The following is a 24,513-nucleotide window of genomic DNA, read 5'->3' on the forward strand; positions in this document are numbered from 1 at the left end:
CGTTGAAAATCGTGGTGGGCATCACGGGCGCGAGCGGTGTCGGCATAGGGGCAAGGCTGCTTGATGTGCTCTCCAGCGGTGGGCACACCACCCACCTCGTGCTCTCGGATGCTGCAAGGCACATACTGGAGCTGGAGTGCACGATATCGGAGGAGGAGCTAAAGGCAAGGGCATCTGCGTGCTGGGACAACGACCAGCTCTGGGCCCCCATCGCGAGCGGCTCGTATCGCATCGATGCGATGGTGGTGGCGCCGTGCAGCATGAAGAGCCTATCGAGCATTGCCAATGGCTATGCGGACACCCTCATTGCGAGGGCTGCCGATGTGTGCCTCAAGGAGGGCAGGACGCTCGTGCTCGTGCCACGGGAGACCCCCTTGAGCCTCGTGCACCTCGAGAACATGGTGAGGGCGGCGAGGGCAGGAGCGCGCATACTTCCGGCCTGCCCTGCATACTACCACCATCCCACCACGGTGCAGCAGTGCATAGACTTCATCGTGGGCAGGGTGCTCGATGTGCTCGGGCTCGAGCACCAGCTCTATAAGAGGTGGCACCCACCATCAGAGATGCTCGAGTAGCCTCTCGAGGATGGCAGCGCCCCCTGGCCTTGAGTGCACGAGCGCTGGGATGCTCACCACCTCCCCATCGAGCCTCGTGGCGGTTCCGCCCTCGTCCACTCCCAGAACCGCCATCGGAAATGTTAGCGTGGCAGCCCTGCCCGTGAGCGTTGGTCGGAACGAGGCGGAGATGATGGTGGGGCGTGAGCGCAGCAGCGATGGGCGTACAGCGATGGGATCATCTCCCATGCTGAGGATCAGGTCGGGGCTATCGACGCCCTCGACACGGTGCCAGCTGCCATCAAAGCCGATTGCACACACAGCTCCCACCCTCCTGTACACCGCCTCGCTCATCCCCCTCGAGTTGGCATATGGAAAGGTGGGAAGGATGCGCACGTTCGTGCCCTCGAGGGCAGAGAGCAGCTCATGTAGTCCCTCCCTGCTCACGTGAGCGAGCTCTGGGCCCAGCACGAGCACCCCATCCTCTGCCCTCTTGAGATGGCTCGCCATCTCGAGTATGTGCTTTTGGGTGAGATGCGAGGTGGCAGAGGGCACCCTTCCAGAGAGAGCCCGAGCGAGCGAGCTGAAGAATGCGTCTGCCTCGGCATGTGCCACGTGGAAGAACCTGTTCGCCACCCTTGCGGTGGCACTCTCGTATGCGTCCACAACGAACGTCTTCCTGTCCTTGTCCCATCCCTGCTGTCGGTGCTCACCCCTCGGGTAGTAGGAGTACATCGAGAGGTGTCTGGGATGGGTGCTCAGGGGGTCGCAGAATATGTAGGCTATCACATCGGCGTTGTCCCTGACCCACTCGAGGCTCACCGTCCGCTCACTCGTGAGGAACAGCTCATACGCAGCCCCCCTGCACGCCGATGCCTCGAAGTCCACACACGCACCCACCCGTTCTGCAAGCTCAAGCGCCAGCTCTATACCCTCATTCGAAAGGCTGGAGAGCTCATACAGCAGAGGGGAGCTGCTCTGCTTCAGCATCTCCGCCGCCCTTTCGAGCGCATCATCCAGGGCGTCCAAGGCGCCATCACCATTATGCGCCCTGAGGTGCTCCATCCCCTTCCTGCACGCCTGTCTGGTGTGCTCCACCTTGCCTTCCTCGATGCTGACCTCCACGTCATCGCACAGCAGGGCACAGCCCGTGCACACGGTGCTGCTGAACATGAGCCACACACGTATCTGATGGGGTATATACGTTGCGAAAGGCTTTATAGCGAGAGGCAAGATGTGTATCCATGTCTCTCGAGGTCGTGCATCTCAAGAGCCTTGGCAGCGAAGAGAGGCGGGCACTCTTGGAGAGGAGCAGTTCGCTAACGGAGGTCGTTCCCACTGTCAGGGCCATCATAGAGGACGTCAGAGAGCGGGGAGACGCCGCCCTCATCGAGCTCACAGAGCGCTTCGATGGCACATCGCTCTCTGAGATTCGTGTTTCGAGGGACGAGATGGAGCGCGCCCTCGAGAGGGTGGAGCCAGAGGTGCTCGATGCCCTGCGCACCGCAGCGAAGAACATCGAGAGGTTCCATGCCCTACAGCTCGAGGGCAGCGAGTGGATGCACGAGCTTTTCCCGGGCGTGAGGGTGGGGGTGAGGTACACGCCCATCGAGAGTGTTGGAGCATACGTGCCTGGCGGAAGAGCTGCATACCCATCAACGGTGCTCATGTGCTGCATACCCGCGAAGGTTGCGGGTGTGGACAGGATATGCATGTGCACTCCCCCCACAAAAAGCGGTGAGGTGAACCCATACACGCTGGCGGCAGCCCACATCGCTGGCGTACGCGAGGTGTACAAAGTCGGGGGGGCTCAGGCGATAGCTGCCATGGCATACGGCACCGAGAGCATAGCCCCAGTGCACAAGATAGTGGGTCCGGGCAACGTGTGGGTGACGTGTGCCAAGATGCTCGTGAGGGATGTGGTGGACATAGACTTTCCAGCAGGTCCATCTGAGGTGCTCGTGATTGCCGATGAGAGCGCCGATGCCACCGCCATTGCGCTCGACCTTCTGGCTCAGGCAGAGCACGACCCATCCGCGGTGTGCGTGCTCATCACCCCATCGGAGCGGCTGGCACTCGAGGTCTCTGAAAGGGTGGACGAGCTGTGCCGAGAGGAGCCACGCTCTGCCATCATAGAGCAGGCGCTATCACACGCGAGGGCAATCGTGGCATCCTCCATTGAGGAATGCATCGCGTTTTCCAACGAATTTGCCCCAGAGCACCTCGAAATCATGACAGAGGACCCCGAGGCGGTGCTGAAGCACATACGCAGTGCTGGCTCGATATTTCTTGGGAGATACACCCCCGTGGCGGTGGGGGACTACGCCAGCGGCACCAACCACGTGCTGCCCACCGCCGGGTATGCGAGGATGTACTCGGCGCTTGGCACGCACCACTTCATGAAGCTCTCGTGCGTCCAGCACCTAACACGGGAAGGATTAAAGGCAGTGAGCGATGTGGTGTGCACCCTCGCGAGGGTGGAGGGGCTATATGCCCATGCACACTCGGTGGAGAGGAGGGTGGAGAGGTAGAATGCTACAAACGAAAGGGGTGTTCTCAAAGCTCAAGGCACAGAAAAAGATAGGACTGTTGTAAGGGAGTCGCATATTACGTTCGGGAGATTATGAAGTTTGCGATAGCAAATTTGGGCGGAGGCGAAGCCTTTTATCCACTGTTAAGTGGCCCCGTTAGGGGCAAGGCACGAAGTGCCGCAAAGTCAAATCTCGCCAGCTCAAATTTATTTCTCCTCCAACTCCTCTAACATCCTCTCAAACAGTGGTTCGACTTCTGGAATTCTCTTTATAACAGTATCCCACACAACTTTTGTATCTACTCCGAATCTTTTCATATATAAACTACCTCTTTCAATATCTGTTTCCCTATACGTGGTTTAAGAGCGGATTTCATTACCAGATCAACTTTTATTCCCAATAACTCAGATAAATATTCTTCAAGTTCAACAAATTTTATTAAATCCATCTCCGCCTGTGGATAAAATTCAACGAGGATGTCAATATCGCTGTCTTTTTTCTGCTCCCCTCTTACATAGGAGCCAAACACACCGATCTCTTCAACTCCGAATTTCTCTTTTAACTCTTTTTCATGTTTTTTAAGAAGTTCCTTTATTTCATCTAACGATTTCCCCATCTTCATACCACGTAATCAGCTCTTAACTTAAATATTTTTGGCGATGAGCGAGCATTTCACTTAACTTTACGCAGATGAAAGAAGTTGCCGAAGGCACTTTGGGCAAAGCGTAGCAAAACCTTTTACCCATGTTATCGGAGTCTCGGCTAAATCGAGCCACAAAGTGGCGAGGAGTTGCGAGCCCGCCCTTTTTCTCATCTCAATCACTCCTTAGAACAACGGTTTTGGCTATTTTATCTCCTAATCTCTGCTTTTTATCAGATGTTGCTATCAGAATTATACCCACTAAATAAAAAACAAGTCCATCGACAATTCGAAGTATATTCCTAACAAATGCCTCCCAAATTCCACAAGCATCCCAGTTTTCCTTCTTTACTCTGATTTTGCACACCAATTTCCCGATGGTAGCTCCAATTGTTCCTTCAAGTGCTATAAAATAGATGAAATAGACTGCCAAGAAGGACAAACAGACAGGATGGATGACAAACATTACATTCAAATCAGGAATATGCCTTACCCATGTACCAAATACTAAAAAGTGAAATAGGGCAAATAAAGCAAATAGAATTACATTGTCGATGATATAAGCAAGTGCTCTTATCAGAATCCCCTGATATTCCATTTCCTTCATATTTATTCCCTTTTCAAGAGTGATTTTAATTTTTCAAAAACTTCTTTATTGTCGGAAGTCCTCATTCCGTATTTGTGATGAAAATTCGCAAAGAGATAGATTGTTTTCTCTACCTCTTTGGATTTATACCTCACTCTCAGAGGTTTATTCCACGGAGCAGCTCTATCCTCCCATCCTGTAAATACATCATCAAATCCAAAGTGGATATCCGTAATGTTCCCAATTTCAACTTCTAACTTGAACTCCTTTTTCTCTTTCACATCCCTTCCAGTAAATGCCAACTTCTGCTCAGTCAACTCTAAAACTCCATCATATCTATGCAAAGGTTTCATAAAAGATGTATGTGCCTTTATCCAGTCCCAGAAGCTCCTGCTCTTTATGTCTTCCTCATACGCCATTAGTGTTTCCCATTTCATCTCACACGCCCGCTGGAGGCCCCATCCATCGTGGGGAGGAATTGCCTACTCACCTCTGTTAGATTTTTAAGCCATGAATGTATATAATCCTTAAGGAGTCGATCCCATAGCACTCCCTACGGGGAGAAACGGCTGTGTGGGAATGAGACTCTATGTTTCCCTGAGAGCTGGCTCCCCTTGGCAGGGCTGCTGTCAACCAGCCTGATGCAGGGATGAATGCTCTGCATGATGATTCGCCTGCAAGCCACCGTCCCTTAGAGGGTGGTAGTTGACGCCACCTGATTATCTATTCAGCTCTTAACTTAAATATTTTTGGCGATGAGTGAGCATTTCACTTAACGTATCGGGGGCATATCCAAAGTTCCAAGCGAAGCGAGGAATTTGGACGGAGTGCTAACGAAGTCAGATGTGCACCTGTTGGGCGACGTCCTATAAAAATAAAATTTCCAGATCCTTGATCCTCTCGAAATCCCTGTCCATTGTAACCACTTTCAATCCGTAATATTTAGCCACGCTATACTGATAACCATCATCAAAATCTAAATTCAGGCTTTTGCTGACGTTTACAACTTCTCCATACAGTTCCATCGGCAATGAGAGAAGTCTGGTATTAGGCAAGACATCTCCAACAAACTTCTGGAAAATCTCCTCTTTGTCATATCTGAACAGGATTACACCAATGGAGTGCAAAGAAAAATCTGTTATGTTGAGATTCCCGATATTACTGTCCAGAAACCTCTTACAATCTTCTTTTTTGTCCTGTCTCAAGAGGATTTCTAAAAATACATTTGTATCCACTAAAAACATTATCGCAACTCCAGAGCCTTGTGTTGCAACTCAACGGAAGTAAATTTCTCCCGTATTTCTGATAAGCCCCCCTCCCAGTCAAACTTAAACTTCCTTGCCTCGTTTTCTTTGTTCTTATACTTCTTTAGCAGGAACTCTATATAATCTAAAACCTCTCTCCTCAAATCTTCAGGAAGCTCTCGCATTTTCAGATTGATTTCATTTTCATACATGGTTTACCCTCCCTTTGCTATATTTATCTATTTCCGTTTTAAGGATATCGCCTAACGTTCCGAGCGCATCTGAAGTGTTGTAATTATAAATATTCTGCAAAATCATCTACATCCACCTTTGCTAGTTTTAGGATGCCCCTTAACGAAGTTTCCGAAGCTAAACGTAGGGAATTTGGGAAAATCTTTGATTTCTCTTTTATTTACTACCCTTTTTGTAGAAAACTACACTTAATACTAACCCAACAACGATACAAAGAACACTAATAACATACACCCCACTTAAGTTTGGTGTATAAGCTTCAGGCCCCCAAATGCCTGTTTTTACAAATGCCTCAAATAAAAAATGAGAGGGGCCCCCAGTCAGAAGCGCTCTAATCGTTAACGCTGTAGACAATAAAACAATACCCAAAAACGTCAATATATTTGACATTATAAATACCAACCTATTCATGTCTTGTCTTTTATTTTCCATTTTATCCTCGCCCCTCTTCCTAATTTCTTACATTTAAATGTTTTTCTTTCAGGCGTCCCGAAGCCGATTGCGTATAACGTTTGCGGATATGCGAAGCCCGTAATGGTGAGCAATAGCGAACTGCATACCCGCTGTTAAGTGACCCCGTAGGGGCAAGGAAGCCGAAGACTTCCGAGAGGCGTATGGCTTTTCCCCTCTCCATATCTTCTTTTCATGGGGGAACCCCCTATTCATCATCCACGGTTAAAGTTGAAATCATTTCTATGTTTTTAAACTTGTGTTTTTCAAATGACTCTTGATTTACCCTAATAAACATCCACTTTTCACCTGTTAAGTTAGAAGCATCTTCGCACCATATTTTTATTCTTTTATCCTTGTGTTCCACATCTACATCAACTCTGCCTTTCGTTTCAATTATTATCTTTTCTCCTGCTTTTGTCTTTACAACAAAATCAGGGTAGTAAAGTCTGAGGTTTCCTTTTGAATCTCGGTACTCAACAAAGAATCCAATCTTAGGAACAATTTTGCTGAATGCCTCCACATCCTCAGCTCTATCCAAAAATTTAGCGATATCAACCTCAAAGTTATTATCACATGGAATATAATTAAATATGCATTTATCGGCAGGATAAACCTGTTTTGACCAAACAAATGGGGGCGTATCTGAAAGTTTAATTAAATCCATCTTTTCTGGCTCTCTCTCTGTAAATGTCATCTCTTTGAATGCTTCAACAAAAAGTTTTACCAGTTTCTCCTGAACCTCAGTCCTACTCAAATTATAAAGAACCCTTGGATCAGTTATATCTACTTTCACATCAAATAGCTTCTCCTGAACATACTTTTTTACCAGTGGATAAAAACTTGCAAACGCCCCTCCAATTTTTAGCTCTTTGAGTATCAAATCAGTATAATATGCTATTACGCTCTTTGAGTCCTTTGGAACAGGCAAATCCCATTTCCTTTTTATTCTCTCCACACCTTCAAGCATATCAACAGCCACATACTCCATCTCAAGAACTTTATTCTCAAGTGATATTTTTAGAGAGGGAAGGGCATCTATATCAACCTCACTCAAATCAAATTCCCTGATTACAATTCTCGAACTCAATATAGGTATCTCTATGTCCTTATCCAACTTGTTTTCATCAACAAATATGGTGGTTAAATTTAACGATTTGTCCGTATCAAACTCCGCAAACTTTATACCCTCTTCCGCCTCTAGGTCTTCCAGTATTTCCGTTAAACCCACAGGACCAATAACCTCAAGGATATTTATTGAATGCTCAATATCGGCAGGTTCATCAGTAAACATCTTTCTTAATCCCCTTCCAATAACCTGCTCAGGCAAAACCTTTCTTTTTGAGCCGTAGGGTCTTAGCCCCACAATTACATTCACATTTCTAACATCCCAGCCTTCATTTAACATCATGGTGCTGACAATAGCTTCAATACCATGGGGAAATAGTTCTTTTAGTTCAGGGTCAGTTGATATTTTTTCTGGCTCATCTATGAGCTTTGCGGCTTTTCTTACAGGTTTAAGGTCTTTTTTCTGGATGTTTCCCGTGCTATCTGTGTGGATGAGCAAAACTTTGCCCTTTAAATCTGGAATGGAGTTCACATAATCAAAAACTTCATCAGATTCTTTGTTGCTTGTACATTGGATAAATAAAACTGGCGTTTTTGACAGCGGCTTTAAAGCCTTCCTGTATTCTCTCCACCGCCTTATTCCTGCATCTATCCACGCCCTGTATCTCTCTACTGCTTTTTTGGATGCTATTTCCTCTGCATTTTTAACAATTCCCTTAAGTGGCAATTTAACAATGTTCATCTCGATGGCCTCTTTAAGAGAGAAATCCACTATAATCCATGGGAACAAAGCTCCTGTCTCTGTTTTAGGAGTTGCTGAAAAGTCAAGTTCCATATTTATGCCCTTACCATATCGAGAAGCGAGATTTTTATGGAGATTAAGCAGGATTTTCTTCCATGCCTTTTCAAAACTATAAATATGATGAGCCTCATCCTTTAAAATCATAATATTTGGACACTTTGTTAAGACTTCTCTAATTCTGTTCTCTTGATAAATATCTTGTTTTTTCACTTCTTCCAGAGCAAGCACATCATCCACATATTCCTTTACTTCCTCTTTTTTGTTTTTCCTTTCCTCCAATTGCTGGATGTTTGTTAAAAATAACACATTTTCAGGTATAACATGGATAGGGTCTTCTTTTAAAATAACCTGAAGGTCAAACTCTTCCTCCCATTCCGGCGGGATGAATGGCCATTTTTTGAAGATTTCTTCATCCTCAAAGTCTCTCCTCAATCTATCGTAGATAACATTCTTCTCTCCTGCAATGAGCAGGAATTTAGAGGCGTAATCTTCTTTGTTTTCAAATTTATGATTGAAATATGACCAGACTATCGCAAGGGCCATAATAAATGTCTTTCCTGAACCCGTTGCCATCTTAAATGCATATAATGGATACTGATCATAGGAAGGGTCATAAGCCTGAATAGGGCCAGCTCCAAAATCTCTTGCTATATCGATGAAATTTCTTTTCTTCATCACCTCATATACATAAATTAAGGTCTCGATTGCCTCCCTCTGACAGAACCAGAACTGGAAAGGCTCTTTTTCCATCACATGATCCTCTTCAAACCAGAACTGTAAAAGTCTTCTTGTGGTTTTAGTTACTCCTGGATAACCATCCTCACGCCATTTATAGACCGCTTTTCTTAGTTCATTAACTAAGTATGCTTTGCTTGGCCTTCTTTCTGTGGGTTTTAATATGTCAGTTGGTTTCATTTTTTCTTAACCTCTATTAAATCGTTGACTTTCCATCCAGATATAGACAGGATATAGCATATTTGCAAACTTGTAAGCACCTCTTCCACCTTCTATATTGGGTGTAATGACCCCTAACTCTCTCATTTTTCTCAGAAAATTATTAAATACTTTTTTCTCATTTGCATTAAGTCTGCTTTCAATTTCTCTTTTTTTAAAAGATAAAAGAGGTTTCTCTCCTAATTTCCTCAAAATTGACCTGTATCGCTCACTGCGGATTGCCCTATATACCTTGGGATCAAGATATTTTGTCCCAATTCTATTGGCGGCATCAAGAATTCCTCTATAAGCATCATTCTCATCTATTATTCCATCTTCATCTTTCCAGAAAACTGCATCTCCTATTTCATGCATTAAAATAGGCAATCCGCTAGAAAATTCCACCATCAGTTCCATTGCTTTTTGGTTTACTTCTATTCCTACACTATCAAAAGCTCTATTGAAGAATTCTTCTACTTCTTTGTTTTCAAGTTTATCTATATTTATTATTCTAAAAACTCTCATAAGAGATGGCTGAGTGTTAGCAAGAGAATCTCTTACCTCTGGTAAACCAATTGCTAAAATAATTACAGAGAACTCTTTTGGATATTTTATGGTAACATTATCTACAAAACTCTTGTACCAATTTGCAAATTCCTTACTTCGACTCAATCCATTGATGTCATCTAAGACCAAAAAGATCCCTCTTTTTTATCTTTTATTTTATCCCATAATTCTTTGATTGTTTCTGGAAAGTTCCTCACCATGTATTCCAATTCATTCTTAGGCGGATTGAAACTTAGAGAAATCCCAAAAAGTCCCACTTGCTGAATATATTTTGACTTGTCTTTGAAAAATGAAACGAATTTGTCTTTTAAATCACTTTCTTTATTTACCTCTCTTAATACTTGTTCAATTATACGTCGGATTAGTTCTTCTAACTCATTGATTCCCCCCGATGAAAGATATACTCCTAACAAATCTTCTTGTGTGATTGCCATATATTTTAAAAATGCCGCTAAAGAGCTCTTGCCTATGCCTCTTTCACCTACCAAAAAAACATTTTCCAGTCTTCCATGAGTGCTTTGTTCGGCATACTTTAAGATTTCTTTAATCTGATTAACTCTGCCAACAAATAGTTCCACAGGCACGGGATTGCCGGGCGTAAATGGACTTTCTTTCATATCTTTCATAAATCGCCTCCTATTTTTACTTTTATAACTTTATTTGTATCTGTCCCAAATACATCTATCACCTTAACCATTATGGTGTATTCCCCTGGCTCATCATATCTGTGCCTTGCTTCATACTCAACCTTCGGCTCCTTCTTCTTCCTGAAACTCTGCCACTGATTATGAAATGTATCTCCCTTGTAGTCCCAATCTATCGCCCAGTAATCTATGAGTTCTCGAGAGTCTTTTATCCTATCCGCAATCTCTGCAAGTTCTGCTGTAGGTGGAAGCTGGAAATCTGTTATTTTGAGAGCAACTTCTCTTCCCTTAACCTCTGTTTCTATTTCTAAATACGCCACTTCAGGGAATTTGATATGAGGAGCGAGCTCTTTTTCCACAACCTGATCAGGTATTTTCAAAAGTTGCAAATCAAAACCCACAAGGGCGGATTTTATCTCGTTCACAGATGGAATCTGAATCAGTTTCAAATCAACACCGTTTTTCTTTGCCAGTTCCTTTCCAAGTTCATTAACCTCATAGCTCCACTCCCAGCCAAGGATGTCTGCTTTGTTGAAGTTGTTTGCCCTGCATTCCAGAACAACTTTTTCAACCTCTTCCATTGTTACTGGTGCATTTAACGGACCCACATGCACAATTCTTTCGCCTTTTCTTCCGTGTAGATACCTAAACCCATGCAACGGCTGAGCCTGATAGAGTTTCAGCATAAAGGCGAGGTATTCATCCTCTCTGTCCCTCCAGTATATCGTCTCATAGTTTCCTATGTTCCATACTTCAAAAGGTCTTGCAGGCTTGCCATAGAGTTTACGCCCCATTTTTACTCTCCCTTATATCAGATTCTCTTATGTTTAGCCTTTTCATGACAAATAATTTCACTTTTTTAGTAAGTTCAACGTATTCTTTAGCTTCATTTATGGACGGCATATAAAATTCATCGGGATACCTAACATCAACTGCAAAGAAACTCAGGCTGGATATTTTTCCCTTATTTAAATTTTCAAACTCTTTGTCCTGTTCAATGCATAAATTTAAAAGTGCTTCCAGGTCGTGGGTTTTCTTCACACGAATATTTTTAGAGGTTAAATATGCCTTGAAGTATTTTTCCACTGCTTGCTGGCAGTGAAAACATATTGCATCGGTTGGTGGCTCTTCAACCTCTAACATATGCTCAGCCACCTTTAAATCACTTTCTGCCTTCTTAAACCATCTTAGAATGTATCCCTTCTTCATATCTTTACACCTTCCAGAAACGCCTCGTTTGAGATAGTGTTGACCACATCCTTCTCTTCCTCAAACTTTTTTAATGATTTAACAATAATATCAAAAGCAGTAAATTTCATCTCTTTGTGCAATTCAGCGGAAATCTTTACCGTAAGTCTTCTCCTGTCTTCAATAGAGAGGTCTTCATTGAGAATAATGAGAATGTCATAATCACTATCGGCATTAAAATCACCTCTTGCCCTTGAGCCAAAAATAATAATGCTGTTAAGGCTAAATCCAGACCGTTTGATAACTCTATCTATTGCATTCTTTATCTTCTCTTTAATCATTTTTCTTCCTCCATCAGATCCTTTGAGTTGTGAATGTCCAGAAGCCTTTTCCTCGTTACCTGAATGGCAAATTTGGATAAATCACATCCTATCCATCTTCTACCAAGTTTCTCTGCCACTGCTAAAGTTGTTCCTGAGCCACAGAAGAAGTCTGCAACAATATCGCCGGGGTTGGAAGCCATTAAAATTATCCTTTTTAGCAACACCTCAGATTTTTGAGTTTTAAAATTTTGTGTATATTCGTATCCCTTAATATCCAACCAATTATTGTCACATATTACTTCTTCTTGAGGAGGAACCCAATAAACAGGTTTTCCCTTCCCAAAACGCCAAACAAATTCGAGTTTTCTTCCAGTTCTTTCCCAGTATTCTTCTAAAGATTCGCCCGTTTTTTTACTTATTTCTAAAAATTTTTTATAATTCTCTACAGCCTTATATGCTCTTTCTTTCGACCATTTCCATTGTCCAGATTTAATCTTAACACCTAATAACTCATACCTCATTGTAGGTCTATCTGCATTATTCCACATACTTTGCCAACGACCTTCCCGTTGATAATCTAAAGCTTTTCTTAAGGGTGGGTTAAATGTCGCATCGGGAGTTTTTGAATACCAGAGGATATAATCATTAAAGACATTCATTGTCTTGAACTTCTCAAACTGATATTGTAAATTTTTAGTTTGACCTCGTCTGGAAATTATCTCATTCCTGAAATTCTCATACCCAAAAATCTCATCCATCAAAACCTTTACATAATGCCCCACATGCCAATCACAATTGCTTACTTTTACAAAATCAGCACAATAACTGTGGTCGTTTTCCACCTCTAAATTGAATACATCTCCCTCATAGTCAAATTTCCTTATAGAGGTAATTGGAACAGCGAGATATCTACCTTCTATCCAGTGCCGTGGGCTATTCCTTTCACCAAGAGGCAATACTATTCTATAAGGAAGATGATGATTATCTTTTAGTACATTGGGATTTCTACTTATCTCTAATCTTGGACCTTTATGATTTCGTAATAAAATTATAAACATTTGCAATGCTAATTCTTTTGAAACTGTTCCAACAATTGTAGAATTCTCATTTCTTGGTCCTTTGTAATTCCAACCATCACCTTTAGCCCACGCATCAAATATCTCATATTGGAATTTAGGCGGCAGTGTCATGAAAAGGGGATGTAACCTTTTTTTACCTGCTCCAGTTCCACATAAAATTTCAATAAGTTTACCTAAAGGATTACTACATATCCTTAACCTCATTCCTCCATATTTAGGAAGAGGTACCTTTATAACATCCAATTTAAATATCTCTTTAGTCAAGGTGATTATTTCTTCATGCAAATGAATTTCATTTAATCCCGTTGTAAAATTTACACCAGATGGATTACCAGTAGTAGCAGAATAATCTATCATACCTTCAGCAAGATAATACCCAATCCATCGCATGAATTTTGCATCAATTTGAATTTTCTCTGGAATGCTTTTGGAGCGTGTATCAGATTCACTAATAAATTTTTTGGTCTCTATAAAAGATTTTCCCTTAGTAATTTCACCATTTATAGGTATGATAAGATAGTCTCCTATTTCCAATTGATCTGCTCTAATTTTTTCTATAAACTCACTATGAAGATTATTGCTTATTCCATTTTTAAATTTATTTCTGATTTTCTTTCTCCACACTTTCTTTATGGCAAAAAACTTATGCTCAGGTGTAACCTTCAGGGGGATAACATTACCCATATATCTGATTTCCAACAACTTTCCTTTATAAGGTCTTCTATATTTTCTCACAACTTTGTTTACTCTATTGGTATCTGATACAACTAAGTCTCCTGCTTGTACATCTTGGATATTCTTAAGGGTGAAATCCCCCATCAATATTGGCGTCTCTGGATGAAAGCAATGCACATATATACTACCATTTTCAGCCAGAAGTTCCCTCATCAAAACCAGCCGCTCATACATATATTTGAGATAAGAAGCAATGCCACCGCTCCATGTATCCTTATAAGCCCTCTCCTCAATGATGGACGGTGCCTTCTCTACCTGCTCATCTCCCACCTTTGTTCTTATCGTGAAATCAGCACCAGTGAAAAACGGCGGGTCTATGTAAATGAGGTTTATCTTTCCAGCCCAGCCCTGTTTCAAAAGTGAGGACATAACAAGTTTGTTATCGCCCCAGATAAGCAGATTCTTCCAGTCCTTTGGATAGTTCTCGGGCCATTCGTCCTCGGGAAAAAGAGGTTTTGTATAACCTCCTTTGATTCTTGGTTTGTTTATAGTTTCAACTACCTGAAATGGAAGATTTGGTCTTTCAATGGGCATTTTGTTGCCAAGTTCTATCTCATCGTATTTCCCATGCCAGAGCAGTTCTACATATTTTTTGTTTGTCATATAATCCCTCATTATCTGGATTTGATATTTTATTTTTCCCCTAAGGCTCTCCTTATTCTCCTTTTCTGTCTCCATCAGCCATGCGCCCCCGATTTCACTTAACTCGTTCTTTTCCCCATATCCCTATTACTCACTATATATTTCCGTTGTTTTACTGCCATACCTAAAAGCTCTTGCGTATATCTTAAATCTACCACACCCTCTAAGAGTGGCAAAGCTGTGTTCTGGTGTGACCGACAACCTCTTTTGACGTAATTCGATTTCGAAGACCAGGACCCAATGAAGAGTTAAAGTATGGGACAGCGCGGATTTGAACCGCGGTCCAAGCGTCCCAAACGCTCGAGGATCGTCCAGGCTACCCTACTGTCCCGCCCTCCGACCATACGGCAGCGCACATATTAAAAATTATCTCCTCGCCCACCCTCGCCCTGCCTTGGGGGATGAAGGCCAAACAGCCTTGCAGCCGCCTCCATGAGCTCAGCATCTCCCCTTTCGGCTGCCTCCCTCAGCCGCTTTGTGGGCTCGGAGAGAATCTTGTTCACAAGGGAGCGCAGGAGGTCATCTATGATTTCGCGCTCCACATCGCCCAAGGTGTGGTACGCGCCCAGCCTGTTGAGCACCTTCTCCCGCTCTTTGAGCTTGATGTGCTCGAGTTCGGAGTACAGACTCTTGATTATGTGGTCTGCCCGCTGCCTCTTGTACATCCTGTACAGGTGCGCCAGCTCCTCATTCACGATTCTCTCTGCCTTTACCGCCTCGCCGATGCGAAGCTGGAGGTTGCGCTGGCTTATGCCCCTCAGGTTGTCGATGTTGTACAGCCTGACCCCATCTATGTGCCCCACGCTCTCCTCCACGTCCCTCGGGTTTGCAATGTCTATGATGAGCAGCTCCCGCTTGCCGTTTAGCGCTCGCTCTATCCTGTCCCGCCTCAGGATGACGTGTGGGGCGGAAGTTGCGCTGATGACCACGTCCACCGCATGCAGATAGCTCTCCAGCTCCTCATAGGGCACCGCAATCCCCCCAAGCTCCTCCGCAAGCCTCTGGGACCTGGAGAACGTCCTGTTGGCCACGTACAGCTTCGAGATATGCTTGTGAGAGAGCGTGCGGGCGACGATGGTGCCCATCTCCCCAGCCCCGATAATCATCACCTTCTTGCCCTTCAGGGTTCCAAGTTCCTCCTCTGCCAAATCGACGGCCACCGAGCCTATGGACACCGAGCCCTTGCTTATTCTGGTCTCGCTGCGCACCCGCTTTCCCACCTGTATGGCCTTGCTCACGGCGGTGTCCAGCACCCTTCCCGTGGTGCCAGCGCGCTTGGCAAGAAGGTACATGTCCTTGAGCTGACCCAGTATCTGGTCCTCGCCCACCACCATGGACTCGAGTCCTGCCGCCACCCTGAGCAGGTGGAGCATGCACTCCTCAGAGCTCAGGATGTCCACAAGCCTCAGGGGAACGTTGAGCCGCTTGGCGAGCTCGAGCAGCACCTTGGAGGCAACCGGGGAGACCACATACACCTCAAAGCGGTTGCACGTCTGGAGCACCATACACTCGTGCACACGCTCGTCAGAGAACAGCTCTCTCAGCAGCTGCTCCACATCCCCCTCGAAGCAGCTCTCTATCTCGTCCACACTCGCCCTCTCGTGAGTCACCACGAGTGCCGAAAGCTCACTCATCACGCCCCTCCAGCTGCATCTCTATGTGCATCAACGCCCTTTTAAACCCTTCCTCATACGAAGATGCGAGACTCTCCCACACCTCCTCGCTTTCGAGCACGCTCCACAGCAGACGCGCCCTCTTTTGCTGGTCGCCCACGACGCGCTTCAGGTGCTCTCGAAGCTCACTCTGGAGCCGCACCATGAGGAGGTACTCTGGAGAGAGGGATGCCTCGAGCGCTCCTTCCAGTCTCTGCCTTATGAACTTGGACATCGCAGGCGAGGCACCCCTCGTGGAGATGGCGAGCACCACACCCTCACCCTCCACGATTGAGGGCACCACCACGTCGAGCACATCGTGCACGCTGTTCACCAGCGCTCCATTCTCGTGGGCGATGTGTGCTATCTTTTCATTCAGCTCCTCATTGTCTGTGGCTGCCACCACGATAAACGCTCCTCTCGCATGCTCGATGATGGTGTCCTCGTCCAGCTCGCCCACCTCGATGAGCCGCACCGTCTCACGGCTATTCTCGAGCTCTTTCAGCTGGGACACAAAGCTGCGCGATACCACATCCACATGGCAGTACCTCGAAAAGAGCGATGCCTTTCGATGCCCCACATTGCCCCCTCCGAACACCACCACCCTCCTGCTCTCGAGGTTGAGCAAAAGGGGCATCAACGAGCTTTTCATAGCCTGACCCCCGTCTTTTTGAGCTCCCTCGTGGAAAACAGCACCACATAGTCCTCGACGTTCACCTTGCGGGCAAGAGAGGACACGATGGCGAGGCACTCCTCCCTCGTGCGGGCGTGCACCATGGTGTACACGTTGTACCTCCACCCATCCGCCCGCTCCCGCTGGTAGCAGTGGGTGACCTCCCTGAAGGAGGCGAGCTTCCTTCCCACCTCCTCCACCCTGTCATCCTCGACACACCACGCACACAGCGCATTTGCCATCATACCTATGTTGTAGTGGGCGATGGATGCCGCCACCCTCCTGATGTATCCCCTTTCCTTGAGCCTCCTTAGCCTCTCCAGCACCTCCTCCTCAGAGAGCCCCACCTGCTCTCCTATGACCCTGTATGGCCTGCTGCACACCAAAAGCCCCTGCTGGGCAGCCCTCAAAAGCTCTACGTCCTTCGCATCCATCTCAGAGCGACCTCAAAAACTCCAGTGAGGCTGCACCACTCTCCAGCGTGCGTGCCTCTATTATCATCGTGATGTTTCTCCCGAGCAGGCTGTCCATCACCGCCCCCCATTCAATGCTGCCCTCTCCAATTGTGAGATGGCTGTCGTGATCCTTCATGTTGTCGTGGATGTGGGCGTGCACGATGTGCTCGCTCCTCAGAAAGTCATCGAGCGTTCCTGTTGTGTTGGCATGCCCCACATCGAGCGTGATGCCAAGGTGCGGGCTATCGACTGCCTCTATCACCTCCTCCACCTCGTCCCTCGTACGACAGAACACGTACTTGAACTCCGGCATGTTCTCGACCCCCAACGTGAACCCATATTCCTCTGCTGCCCCACTCAGCCGCTCGAGAGCCTCTATCAGCCTCTGCTTTGCGAGGTCCACCCTTCCCATGGCGTATGGGGAAAGATGGCCCGGGTGCACCGTGATCATCTCGGAAAGCTCGGCTGTGAGCCTCATGGTCTCCATGATGGCTTCCACGCTGTCTTCCCATATTCGGTGTATGAGGCTCGCCATGTTCAGGTCAGAAAAGGGGGCGTGCACCGTTATTGTGAGTGAGGTGGTGTCCCTCACATCCCGAAGGAGGGATAACCTCTGTGGGATGAGGGCATCATCGCCATCTGCCACGTACTCCCATGCAGAAAAGCCCAGCTCCTCCAGCCCGTACACCCACGCGGAGGGGTCTGCCAGTGATGAGATGCACGAGAAGCCTATCCTCGATGTGTCCATGCAATCGCCCATACGCTATTCGACACAGGGGTAAAAAGGTTTTCTTGGGGGGCCCATCACTAAGATTAAATACCCAATACACACAAGAGAGGGCGGACTCGTGGGGTAGTGGATATCCTGGCGGGCTTCGGACCCGCAGACCCGTGTTCGAATCGCGGCGAGTCCGTAGCATGTGTATGTGTGTGGGCATAGATGTGGGGGGTGCAAACACCAAGTTCGCCACACCAGATGGCGCATGGGACATCATCCACCTCCCCCTCTGGCAAGATGCAGACCTCGAGGGTGCTCTTGAGGGGATAAGAAGGGCAGCTGAGGGCGTGCCCGCAGGGGTGGTGATGACAGGGGAGCTTGCAGACTGCTTTTCCAGCAGGAGAGAGGGCGTGGTGGCGATTGCCCGTGCGTGTGCCAGCGTGCTCGATGAGGTGTACTTTCTCTCCCTCGATGGAGGGTTTTACGGCATCGAGAGGGTGGTGGCATCACCGCTCTCGTTTGCCGCCGCCAACTGGATGGCGTCTGCGATGCTGGTGGCAGAGAGCCATCCGAGCTGCCTGCTGGTGGATATGGGCAGCACCACCACGGACATCATCCCCATCATCGAGGGACGGGTGAGGGCACACACCACTGACCTTGAGCGGCTGGCTGCGGGGGAGCTGGTGTACACGGGGATGGTCCGCACCAGCGTGTGTGCCCTCGTACGTGCCGTGCAGCTGGACGGGGTGAGTGTCCCGCTCGCCAAGGAGACGTTTGCCACCATGGGTGATGTGCACACCGTGCTCGGATGTGATGTTGGGGTGTGGAGCACCGCAGATGGCAGGGGCACATCACGAGAGGAGTGCATGCATAGGCTGGCGAGGTGCGTGTGTGCGGACGCCGACGAGCTCGGAGAGGACGCAATCGTGGACATGGCACTTCAGATAAAAAAGGCACAGCTTGCAGAGCTCATGGCAGCCATGAGAGATGTGCTAAAGCGCCATCCAGCATCTGAGGTCGTGGCGTGTGGCATTGGGGAGCCCCTTATCTCCGAGGCTGCACAGCAGCTCGGGATTGAGTGTCATCTTTGCTCTGCACACTACGGAAGTGTGTCCCACGTGCTTCCAGCGTATGCCACGGGCGTGCTGCTGAAAAGATGGCTCAGATGAGCTGCTGTCTGCTGTCCATGACCGTTATATAAGGGAACGGAATAACGCCGTCCACATTCCGATATCGTGTGGTGAAGGTGATGAGTGCGGAGAACGATCCCTTTGGTGCCAAGGACGTCATCGACACGAGTATGGGCTCTGTGGTGGTCTATCGGCTCGATGTGCTCGAGGAGGTGGGGGCTGGGGACATATCCCGTCTTCCCTACTCCATCAGGGTGCTGCTCGAGGCGGTGCTACGACAGGTGGATGGACATCTCATCACCGAGCAGGATGTGTACTCGCTTGCGAGATGGAGTCCGAAGAGGGTGCCCCAGCGTGAGATTCCCTTCATACCCGCGAGAGTGCTGCTGCAGGACTTCACGGGGGTGCCTGCAGTGGTTGACCTCGCTGCGATGAGGTCGGCGATGCACAGGCTCGGGCACGACCCCTCCAAGATCAATCCCCTGATACCCGCAGACCTCGTGATTGACCACTCCCTTCAGGTGGACTGCCACGGGACGTCGTACGCCATTGAGTGCAACGAACAGAGGGAGTTTGAGCGCAACCGCGAGCGCTATGCCCTCCTGCGCTGGGCTCAGCAGGCGTTCGACAACCTTCGGGTCGTTCCCCCCGGCAGAGGGATAGTGCATCAGGTAAACCTCGAGCATCTGGCATCGGTGGTGCAGCTTCGGGAGAAAAACGGAGAGCGTGTTGCATTTCCAGACAGCCTCGTGGGCACAGACTCCCACACCACCATGGTCAACGGGCTCGGAGTTCTGGGATGGGGCGTGGGAGGAATAGAGGCCGAGGCCGTGATGCTTGGCCAGCCCTACTACATGCCAGTGCCAGAGGTGGTGGGCGTGAGGCTGTGCGGAAGCCTGCCCGAGGGGGTGACTGCCACCGACCTCGTGCTCACCATCACGGAGATGCTGAGAAGGCATGGGGTGGTGGGCAAGTTCGTGGAGTTCTATGGACCTGGACTCAGAAGTTTAAGCCTTCCAGACAGGGCAACGATTGCCAACATGGCGCCAGAGTACGGCGCCACCATGGGGTTCTGTCCTGTGGACGAAAAAACGCTGCAATACCTTCTGGAAACGGGAAGGAGCAGAGAGCACGTGGAGCTGGTGAGGCAGTACCTCACGATGCAGGGGCTGCTGCTCGATGATGAGGCACCCCGCTACACCCATACACTAAGGCTGGACATGGACACCGTGGAGCCGTGCGTTGCCGGACCCAGACGACCGCAGGACCGCATACCCCTTCGCAGGATGAAGCTCAGCTTTCACGAGGCGATGAAGAGCACATTCGGCAGGGACGTACGTTCAGAGCCATGTGGGAGGGTGGAGCTGGACATGGGCTCTATGAAGGTGCCAATCACCCATGGCTCGGTGGTCATTGCCGCCATCACCTCGTGTACCAACACCTCAAACCCATCGGTGATGATGGCGGCAGGGCTTCTGGCAAAGAAGGCGGTGGAGCTGGGGCTCAGAGTGAGCCCCCATGTGAAGACCAGCCTCGCCCCGGGCTCACGCGTGGTCAGCGAGTATCTCGAGGCATCTGGGCTCATCGCCTATCTCGAGGCACTGGGCTTCCACACCGTGGGGTACGGGTGCACGACGTGCATAGGCAACAGTGGTCCGCTCTCTGAGAAGGTGGCGGAGGCAATAAGGGAGCACGACCTCGTGGTGGCTGCGGTGCTCAGTGGAAACCGCAACTTCGAGGGCAGGATTAGCCCCCTCGTCAAGGCAAACTACCTCGCATCCCCGCCGCTGGTGGTGGCGTATGCCATCGCTGGCACGGTGGACATCGACCTCACCACAGAACCGCTGGGATACGACCCCAATGGCAGACCCGTGTACCTGAGGGACATCTGGCCCACCAAAGAAGAGGTCGAGCAGCTCGTGAGCAGCACCCTTGCCCCGGAGCTGTTCGAAAGGCAGTACTCCAAGGTGTTCGAGGGCTCTGAGCTCTGGCAAAAGCTCACGTCCCCAAGTGGCAAGCTCTACCAGTGGGACCCATCCTCCACGTACATCAGGGAGCCTCCATTCTTCGAGGACTTCGCGCTCGAGCCTCCCGAGAGAGGCGACATAAGGGGCGCACGGGTGCTCGCCCTTCTGGGAGACAGCATCACCACGGACCACATATCCCCTGCCGGGGCGATTCCCCCAGATGGGCCTGCGGGCAGGTACCTGATTGCACATGGCGTGGCGCCTTACGAGTTCAACTCCTTTGGGGCACGCAGAGGAAACCACGAGGTGATGATGCGGGGCACCTTTGCCAACATACGGCTCAAAAACGGGCTGGTCTCGAGGGAAGGGGGATGGACGGTGCACCTGCCCAGCGGGGAGGTGATGACGATATACGATGCCGCAATGCGCTATCGGAGAGAGGGAATACCGCTCATCGTCATCGCTGGAAAGGAGTACGGCACGGGAAGCTCTCGTGACTGGGCTGCCAAGGGTACCCAGCTTCTGGGCGTCAAGGCGGTGATTGCCCAGTCCTTCGAGCGCATCCACCGTGGCAACCTCGTGGGAATGGGGGTGCTGCCCCTGCAGTTCAAGGAGGGGGAGGGTGCGGAGGAACTGGGCCTCACGGGAAGGGAGGTGTACGACATCCTCGGCATACACGACATTCAGCCCGGGGGAGAGCTCACCGTGGTGGCAAGGAGCGAGGACGGAGCCGAGAAGAGGTTCAGCGTCGTGGCGAGGCTGGACACCCCAGTAGAGGTGGAGTACTACCGCAACGGAGGTATACTGCCCACGGTGCTGCGGAACATGATGAGATAATCACCGTGAGGGGTGGTGCTTTCCCACATACTTTGCCCTCGGACGTATCACTCTGTTGTCTGCATACTGCTCGATGCAGTGGGCGACCCATCCAGAGATTCTTCCGATGGCAAAAAGAGAGGTGGCGAACTCTGGTGGGATGTGCAGATACTTGTACACCACCGCCGAGTAGAAGTCCACGTTGGGACAAAGGGGCTTGCCCTGCTTCTCCACGAGCTCACGCTGGACTGCCTCCTCGATGCTCTCGGCAATCCTGAACCACCTCGTATCACCCCTCTCATCCGCTATCTCTCTGGCGAGCCGCTTGTATATCCTTGCCCTCGGGTCGTACGTCTTGTACACCCTGTGTCCGAACCCCATCACCCTTTGCCCCTCTGCGATGAGGCTCAGCACATACTCCTCTGCCCTCTCTGGTGAGCCAACCTCCTCGAGCATCCTCATGACGGCGAGCCGAGCACCTCCGTGAAGCGGCCCCTTGAGCGTGCTCAAGCCCGCTATCACGGCGGAGTGGATATCGGAGAGGGTGGATACCGCCACCCGAACAGAGAACGTGGAGGCGTTCAGCTCATGCTCTGCGCTGAGGATGAAGTCCAGCTCCATCAGCCTTGCCTCCAGCTCACTCGGCTCCTCTCCTCTGAGCATGTACAGGAAGTTTGCCCCATGCGGCAGGGAGGGATGGGGGGCGATGGGCTCTTGGCCATTTGTTATCCTGTAGTATGCCGCAACGATGGTGGGGAACTTCGCTATCAGCCTGATGCCCTTGCGCAGGTTAGCATCGAGCGAGCAGTCGGACATGTCGGGGTCGTGGTGGGAGAGGTAGGAGACCGCCGTGCGCAGAGCGTCCATGGCCTCGACTCCATAGGGGCACATCCTCATGAACTCTATCGTGTCCTCATCTATCTCCCTCTCGGCCCTCAGCTGGCCAGAAAAGGCCTCGAGCTCATCCTCATCCGGGAGCTCTCCATGTATGAGCAGGTATGAGACGGCATCATACGGCATCTCCGATAGGTCATTTATGTTGTATCCCCTGTATTCCAGTATACCATTTATTCCATCTATGTAGGAGATGCTCGTTTCCAGCGCAATAACGCTCTCCAATCCCTTTTTTATATCTTCCATCCATTCGCCCCCCGTAGAGCATCTTCCCTAATCAATATATATTTATCGTGGGCATGGGAGCCATGTCAGTAAAAAGAATTCACTGACTTGGATAGATGTCAGTAAAAACTAAACTTAACAATGGTTGTATAACATTAAGAAAAAAATCACAAATTGGTGTAATACCTCCCAAAACTCGACGACGTCCCCCTTTCCGTGGGCTACGGCATCCCCATGCACGAGCTCATCGCCAAACTACGAGCTCCTAATCGCCTCTCAGCAGCGTGAGCTTTTTGGTGTAGCGCGAGAGCTGGGGGGTGCCGCCAGCCTCCGAGACCACCTTCAGCATCCCATCGATGTCCACCACTTGCCTTCCAGCGAGCGCCACCACCTTTTCTGGAAACACCGAGAACGTGAAGGGTGTGGAGGGGCCCAGCATCACCACCTCACCCCCACACACGGAGAGCACCTCATCCACCGTGCCGTTCACCAGCGTGGAGGAGGACACCAGCACCACATCGCATCCCTCAATGGCGGAAAGCTCCCTCCTCACCTCTCCACCCACCAGTACCTCATTCCGCTCCACGATTGTCAGGGAGCGCACCACCCCATTGAGCTCGCGCACGAGGGGGGCAAAGTAACCCACCATGCCCACATCCCTTCCCGCAAGCTCGAGCTCGAGCCCCTCACGTGCCACCACGTCTCGGTTGAGCACCGCATTGCAGCACGCAAGTGCCACTGCCCTCTCTACGAGGGTCCTGGGCCTGTGGGCGAGCACCTCATCGAGAGGTGCACCGGCGAGCCTCCCAGCCCTCCCGTGGTGCACGCACGTTGGGGCTACCTCGTGGAGCAGCGTGGCGGCAAGCCCAGCATACCTGCCTCTGCCATCCGACACCACTGCGCACGTGTATCCGAGCCCCACCCTCACGTCCTCGAGCACGTACGCTCCAGCCTCATCGAGACATTTCTGCACGAGCGCATCGAGTATGCCCATGCCACAGCATTGCACCCCCGTATAGAAATCGCTTTCGAACCGAAAGTCTTTTATTATTGCACATATGCGTATATATGGGTGGTGGCGTTGAGGATAGCAATCACCCTGTGTGCACCCAGCATGGACGCGCAGGTTGACCACAGGTTCGGAAGGGCACGCTACATGGGGCTGGTGGACACCGATGCGAATGAGGAGGAGGTGTGGGAAAATCCCCACATCGATGAGAGGTCGGCGGGCGTGAGGGCTGCAAAGGCACTTGCCGACGCTGGGGCACAGGCGCTCATCAGCGGTGAGGTGGGACCAAACGCCCTGAAGGTGCTGCGTGCCGCAGGCATACGGGTGTACAGGGCACGAGGGAGTGCAAGGGATGCCGTTCATGCCCTGCTCTCTGGCGGGCTCGATGAAGTCGAATAGGAGGTGATGGATATGCCGGGACTGGACAGAACTGGACCGCTTGGTCTTGGCCCCATGACTGGAAGGGGGCTGGGCCTGTGTCTCACGGGCGTGGACCCGAAAAAGAGGCTCGAAGTGGTCGAGAAGCGACTCGAGAAAATGGAAGAGGAGGCTCCAGAAGAGTATAAAGAACGGATAAAGGCAATGCGGGAGGAAGTGTCCCGCATGAAAGAAGAAGGGACGTACACGTGGCCACTCCCCATGGGCCTTGGATGGGGACGTGGCCTCGGTCGCCGGTGCCGGTGGCTCGGAGGTCTCGGAATGGCGTGGAGAAGAGGATGGCGCTAAAGCCCTACAG

Annotated in this window: 26 protein-coding genes and 2 tRNA genes; 7 read left to right on the plus strand and 21 right to left on the minus strand. The window is 49.6% G+C overall.

All coding sequences use genetic code 11. The annotated features are described in order from the left end of the window. Positions 1 to 11 precede the first annotated feature (11 nt). Entirely contained in the window at positions 12 to 575 is a 564-nt protein-coding gene (locus BP07_RS04450; protein ID WP_338045899.1) for a UbiX family flavin prenyltransferase, read from the plus strand. On the opposite strand, the gene BP07_RS04455 is transcribed toward BP07_RS04450, so the two are convergent. Further along, the gene (locus BP07_RS04455) at positions 558 to 1,727 is read right to left on the minus strand and encodes a molybdopterin-binding domain-containing protein (RefSeq protein ID WP_042686229.1); all 1,170 of its coding nucleotides are present in this window, start codon (positions 1,725 to 1,727) and stop codon (positions 558 to 560) included. The genes BP07_RS04450 and BP07_RS04455 overlap by 18 nt on opposite strands. Positions 1,728 to 1,798: 71 nt before the next feature. On the opposite strand from BP07_RS04455, the gene hisD reads away from it, so the two are divergent. Next, on the plus strand, positions 1,799 to 3,085 hold the full coding sequence (hisD, locus tag BP07_RS04460; RefSeq protein WP_052353244.1) for a histidinol dehydrogenase: 1,287 nt from the start codon (positions 1,799 to 1,801) through the stop codon (positions 3,083 to 3,085). Between the two features lie 313 nt (positions 3,086 to 3,398). Here hisD and BP07_RS04465 read toward each other — a convergent pair whose 3' ends face one another. The 18 genes from BP07_RS04465 to BP07_RS04545 all read right to left on the minus strand — a co-directional run bounded on the left by BP07_RS04465 (position 3,399) and on the right by BP07_RS04545 (position 17,778). Next, the gene (locus tag BP07_RS04465) at positions 3,399 to 3,707 is read right to left on the minus strand and encodes a nucleotidyltransferase family protein (protein WP_042686232.1); all 309 of its coding nucleotides are present in this window, start codon (positions 3,705 to 3,707) and stop codon (positions 3,399 to 3,401) included. 193 nt (positions 3,708 to 3,900) lie between these two features. After that, positions 3,901 to 4,332, minus strand: a complete 432-nt coding sequence (locus BP07_RS08350; protein WP_052353245.1) for an RDD family protein — start codon at positions 4,330 to 4,332, stop codon at positions 3,901 to 3,903. 2 nt (positions 4,333 to 4,334) lie between these two features. Further along, complete coding sequence (locus tag BP07_RS04475; RefSeq protein ID WP_157203077.1) at positions 4,335 to 4,748, minus strand: hypothetical protein; 414 nt, start codon at positions 4,746 to 4,748, stop codon at positions 4,335 to 4,337. A 429-nt stretch (positions 4,749 to 5,177) separates the two neighbouring features. Next, positions 5,178 to 5,555 (minus strand): type II toxin-antitoxin system VapC family toxin, encoded by a 378-nt coding sequence (locus tag BP07_RS04480; RefSeq protein WP_042686237.1) that lies wholly within the window; start codon positions 5,553 to 5,555, stop codon positions 5,178 to 5,180. Continuing rightward, positions 5,555 to 5,767 (minus strand): DUF2281 domain-containing protein, encoded by a 213-nt coding sequence (locus BP07_RS04485; RefSeq protein WP_042686240.1) that lies wholly within the window; start codon positions 5,765 to 5,767, stop codon positions 5,555 to 5,557. Before BP07_RS04485 ends, BP07_RS04480 begins: the two co-directional genes overlap by 1 nt. A 196-nt stretch (positions 5,768 to 5,963) precedes the next feature. Next, positions 5,964 to 6,239, minus strand: a complete 276-nt coding sequence (locus BP07_RS08770) for a hypothetical protein (protein WP_157203078.1) — start codon at positions 6,237 to 6,239, stop codon at positions 5,964 to 5,966. Between the two features lie 226 nt (positions 6,240 to 6,465). After that, positions 6,466 to 9,042: a DEAD/DEAH box helicase gene (locus BP07_RS04490; protein ID WP_042686242.1), complete on the minus strand. Its 2,577-nt coding sequence runs from the start codon at positions 9,040 to 9,042 to the stop codon at positions 6,466 to 6,468. 6 nt (positions 9,043 to 9,048) lie between these two features. Continuing rightward, positions 9,049 to 9,756, minus strand: a complete 708-nt coding sequence (locus BP07_RS08355) for a hypothetical protein (protein ID WP_052353246.1) — start codon at positions 9,754 to 9,756, stop codon at positions 9,049 to 9,051. Next, on the minus strand, positions 9,747 to 10,253 hold the full coding sequence (locus BP07_RS08360) for an AAA family ATPase (protein ID WP_052353247.1): 507 nt from the start codon (positions 10,251 to 10,253) through the stop codon (positions 9,747 to 9,749). The genes BP07_RS08355 and BP07_RS08360 overlap by 10 nt, the downstream gene beginning before the upstream one ends. Then, the gene (locus tag BP07_RS04500; RefSeq protein WP_042686246.1) at positions 10,250 to 11,065 is read right to left on the minus strand and encodes a hypothetical protein; all 816 of its coding nucleotides are present in this window, start codon (positions 11,063 to 11,065) and stop codon (positions 10,250 to 10,252) included. Before BP07_RS04500 ends, BP07_RS08360 begins: the two co-directional genes overlap by 4 nt. Then, entirely contained in the window at positions 11,055 to 11,480 is a 426-nt protein-coding gene (locus BP07_RS04505; protein WP_042686248.1) for a HEPN domain-containing protein, read from the minus strand. The genes BP07_RS04500 and BP07_RS04505 overlap by 11 nt, the downstream gene beginning before the upstream one ends. Beyond that, on the minus strand, positions 11,477 to 11,800 hold the full coding sequence (locus BP07_RS04510; RefSeq protein WP_042686250.1) for a nucleotidyltransferase domain-containing protein: 324 nt from the start codon (positions 11,798 to 11,800) through the stop codon (positions 11,477 to 11,479). Before BP07_RS04510 ends, BP07_RS04505 begins: the two co-directional genes overlap by 4 nt. Then, positions 11,797 to 14,274 (minus strand): DNA methyltransferase, encoded by a 2,478-nt coding sequence (locus tag BP07_RS08585; RefSeq protein WP_084174109.1) that lies wholly within the window; start codon positions 14,272 to 14,274, stop codon positions 11,797 to 11,799. The genes BP07_RS04510 and BP07_RS08585 overlap by 4 nt, the downstream gene beginning before the upstream one ends. A gap of 220 nt (positions 14,275 to 14,494) precedes the next feature. Next, a tRNA-Pro gene (locus tag BP07_RS04525) sits at positions 14,495 to 14,569 on the minus strand. 28 nt (positions 14,570 to 14,597) lie between these two features. Continuing rightward, positions 14,598 to 15,872, minus strand: coding sequence for a glutamyl-tRNA reductase (gene hemA / locus BP07_RS04530; protein WP_042686255.1), 1,275 nt, complete (start codon positions 15,870 to 15,872; stop codon positions 14,598 to 14,600). Further along, positions 15,865 to 16,542: a precorrin-2 dehydrogenase/sirohydrochlorin ferrochelatase family protein gene (locus BP07_RS04535; protein WP_042686256.1), complete on the minus strand. Its 678-nt coding sequence runs from the start codon at positions 16,540 to 16,542 to the stop codon at positions 15,865 to 15,867. The genes hemA and BP07_RS04535 overlap by 8 nt, the downstream gene beginning before the upstream one ends. Continuing rightward, positions 16,539 to 16,997: a siroheme decarboxylase subunit beta gene (gene ahbB / locus BP07_RS04540; protein ID WP_042686258.1), complete on the minus strand. Its 459-nt coding sequence runs from the start codon at positions 16,995 to 16,997 to the stop codon at positions 16,539 to 16,541. Before ahbB ends, BP07_RS04535 begins: the two co-directional genes overlap by 4 nt. A gap of 1 nt (position 16,998) precedes the next feature. Then, positions 16,999 to 17,778 carry a sugar phosphate isomerase/epimerase family protein gene (locus BP07_RS04545; protein WP_084174110.1) on the minus strand — a complete coding sequence of 260 codons (780 nt, stop codon included), beginning with the start codon at positions 17,776 to 17,778 and terminating at the stop codon, positions 16,999 to 17,001. Between the two features lie 82 nt (positions 17,779 to 17,860). Between BP07_RS04545 and BP07_RS04550 the strand changes: the two genes are divergently transcribed. The 3 genes from BP07_RS04550 to acnA all read left to right on the plus strand — a co-directional run bounded on the left by BP07_RS04550 (position 17,861) and on the right by acnA (position 21,670). Beyond that, a tRNA-Arg gene (locus BP07_RS04550) sits at positions 17,861 to 17,932 on the plus strand. Between the two features lie 16 nt (positions 17,933 to 17,948). Continuing rightward, complete coding sequence (locus tag BP07_RS04555; RefSeq protein WP_169736244.1) at positions 17,949 to 18,905, plus strand: hydantoinase/oxoprolinase family protein; 957 nt, start codon at positions 17,949 to 17,951, stop codon at positions 18,903 to 18,905. An 80-nt stretch (positions 18,906 to 18,985) separates the two neighbouring features. Continuing rightward, positions 18,986 to 21,670, plus strand: a complete 2,685-nt coding sequence (gene acnA / locus BP07_RS04560) for an aconitate hydratase AcnA (protein WP_042686263.1) — start codon at positions 18,986 to 18,988, stop codon at positions 21,668 to 21,670. Here acnA and BP07_RS04565 read toward each other — a convergent pair whose 3' ends face one another. Together BP07_RS04565 and BP07_RS04570 are read right to left on the minus strand one after the other, a co-directional pair. Further along, entirely contained in the window at positions 21,671 to 22,789 is a 1,119-nt protein-coding gene (locus BP07_RS04565; protein ID WP_042686265.1) for a citrate/2-methylcitrate synthase, read from the minus strand. A gap of 244 nt (positions 22,790 to 23,033) precedes the next feature. Further along, complete coding sequence (locus tag BP07_RS04570; protein WP_042686268.1) at positions 23,034 to 23,762, minus strand: Rossmann-like domain-containing protein; 729 nt, start codon at positions 23,760 to 23,762, stop codon at positions 23,034 to 23,036. A gap of 78 nt (positions 23,763 to 23,840) precedes the next feature. Here BP07_RS04570 and BP07_RS04575 point away from each other — a divergent pair, with 78 nt between their 5' ends. Together BP07_RS04575 and BP07_RS09010 are read left to right on the plus strand one after the other, a co-directional pair. Further along, complete coding sequence (locus tag BP07_RS04575) at positions 23,841 to 24,176, plus strand: NifB/NifX family molybdenum-iron cluster-binding protein (RefSeq protein WP_157203079.1); 336 nt, start codon at positions 23,841 to 23,843, stop codon at positions 24,174 to 24,176. A 6-nt stretch (positions 24,177 to 24,182) separates the two neighbouring features. Next, on the plus strand, positions 24,183 to 24,503 hold the full coding sequence (locus tag BP07_RS09010; protein WP_157203080.1) for a DUF5320 domain-containing protein: 321 nt from the start codon (positions 24,183 to 24,185) through the stop codon (positions 24,501 to 24,503). The last annotated feature ends 10 nt before the right edge of the window (positions 24,504 to 24,513 follow it).

The organism is Methermicoccus shengliensis DSM 18856, from assembly GCF_000711905.1.
Taxonomy (GTDB): Archaea; Halobacteriota; Methanosarcinia; order DSM-18856; family Methermicoccaceae; genus Methermicoccus; species Methermicoccus shengliensis.

Excerpts from the sequence above, each read along its gene's own strand:
- BP07_RS04455 (WP_042686229.1), bottom strand. The coding sequence starts at position 1,727 with ATGTTCAGCAGCACCGTGTGCACGGGCTGTGCCCTGCTGTGCGATGAC.
- hisD (WP_052353244.1), top strand. The coding sequence starts at position 1,799 with ATGTCTCTCGAGGTCGTGCATCTCAAGAGCCTTGGCAGCGAAGAGAGG.
- BP07_RS04465 (WP_042686232.1), bottom strand. The coding sequence starts at position 3,707 with ATGAAGATGGGGAAATCGTTAGATGAAATAAAGGAACTTCTTAAAAAA.
- BP07_RS08350 (WP_052353245.1), bottom strand. The coding sequence starts at position 4,332 with ATGAAGGAAATGGAATATCAGGGGATTCTGATAAGAGCACTTGCTTAT.
- BP07_RS04475 (WP_157203077.1), bottom strand. The coding sequence starts at position 4,748 with ATGAAATGGGAAACACTAATGGCGTATGAGGAAGACATAAAGAGCAGG.
- BP07_RS04480 (WP_042686237.1), bottom strand. The coding sequence starts at position 5,555 with ATGTTTTTAGTGGATACAAATGTATTTTTAGAAATCCTCTTGAGACAG.
- BP07_RS04485 (WP_042686240.1), bottom strand. The coding sequence starts at position 5,767 with ATGTATGAAAATGAAATCAATCTGAAAATGCGAGAGCTTCCTGAAGAT.
- BP07_RS08770 (WP_157203078.1), bottom strand. The coding sequence starts at position 6,239 with ATGGAAAATAAAAGACAAGACATGAATAGGTTGGTATTTATAATGTCA.
- BP07_RS04490 (WP_042686242.1), bottom strand. The coding sequence starts at position 9,042 with ATGAAACCAACTGACATATTAAAACCCACAGAAAGAAGGCCAAGCAAA.
- BP07_RS08360 (WP_052353247.1), bottom strand. The coding sequence starts at position 10,253 with ATGAAAGATATGAAAGAAAGTCCATTTACGCCCGGCAATCCCGTGCCT.
- BP07_RS04500 (WP_042686246.1), bottom strand. The coding sequence starts at position 11,065 with ATGGGGCGTAAACTCTATGGCAAGCCTGCAAGACCTTTTGAAGTATGG.
- BP07_RS04505 (WP_042686248.1), bottom strand. The coding sequence starts at position 11,480 with ATGAAGAAGGGATACATTCTAAGATGGTTTAAGAAGGCAGAAAGTGAT.
- BP07_RS04510 (WP_042686250.1), bottom strand. The coding sequence starts at position 11,800 with ATGATTAAAGAGAAGATAAAGAATGCAATAGATAGAGTTATCAAACGG.
- BP07_RS08585 (WP_084174109.1), bottom strand. The coding sequence starts at position 14,274 with ATGGAGACAGAAAAGGAGAATAAGGAGAGCCTTAGGGGAAAAATAAAA.
- hemA (WP_042686255.1), bottom strand. The coding sequence starts at position 15,872 with ATGAGTGAGCTTTCGGCACTCGTGGTGACTCACGAGAGGGCGAGTGTG.
- BP07_RS04535 (WP_042686256.1), bottom strand. The coding sequence starts at position 16,542 with ATGAAAAGCTCGTTGATGCCCCTTTTGCTCAACCTCGAGAGCAGGAGG.
- ahbB (WP_042686258.1), bottom strand. The coding sequence starts at position 16,997 with ATGGATGCGAAGGACGTAGAGCTTTTGAGGGCTGCCCAGCAGGGGCTT.
- BP07_RS04545 (WP_084174110.1), bottom strand. The coding sequence starts at position 17,778 with ATGGGCGATTGCATGGACACATCGAGGATAGGCTTCTCGTGCATCTCA.
- acnA (WP_042686263.1), top strand. The coding sequence starts at position 18,986 with ATGAGTGCGGAGAACGATCCCTTTGGTGCCAAGGACGTCATCGACACG.
- BP07_RS04565 (WP_042686265.1), bottom strand. The coding sequence starts at position 22,789 with ATGGAAGATATAAAAAAGGGATTGGAGAGCGTTATTGCGCTGGAAACG.
- BP07_RS04570 (WP_042686268.1), bottom strand. The coding sequence starts at position 23,762 with ATGGGCATACTCGATGCGCTCGTGCAGAAATGTCTCGATGAGGCTGGA.
- BP07_RS09010 (WP_157203080.1), top strand. The coding sequence starts at position 24,183 with ATGGATATGCCGGGACTGGACAGAACTGGACCGCTTGGTCTTGGCCCC.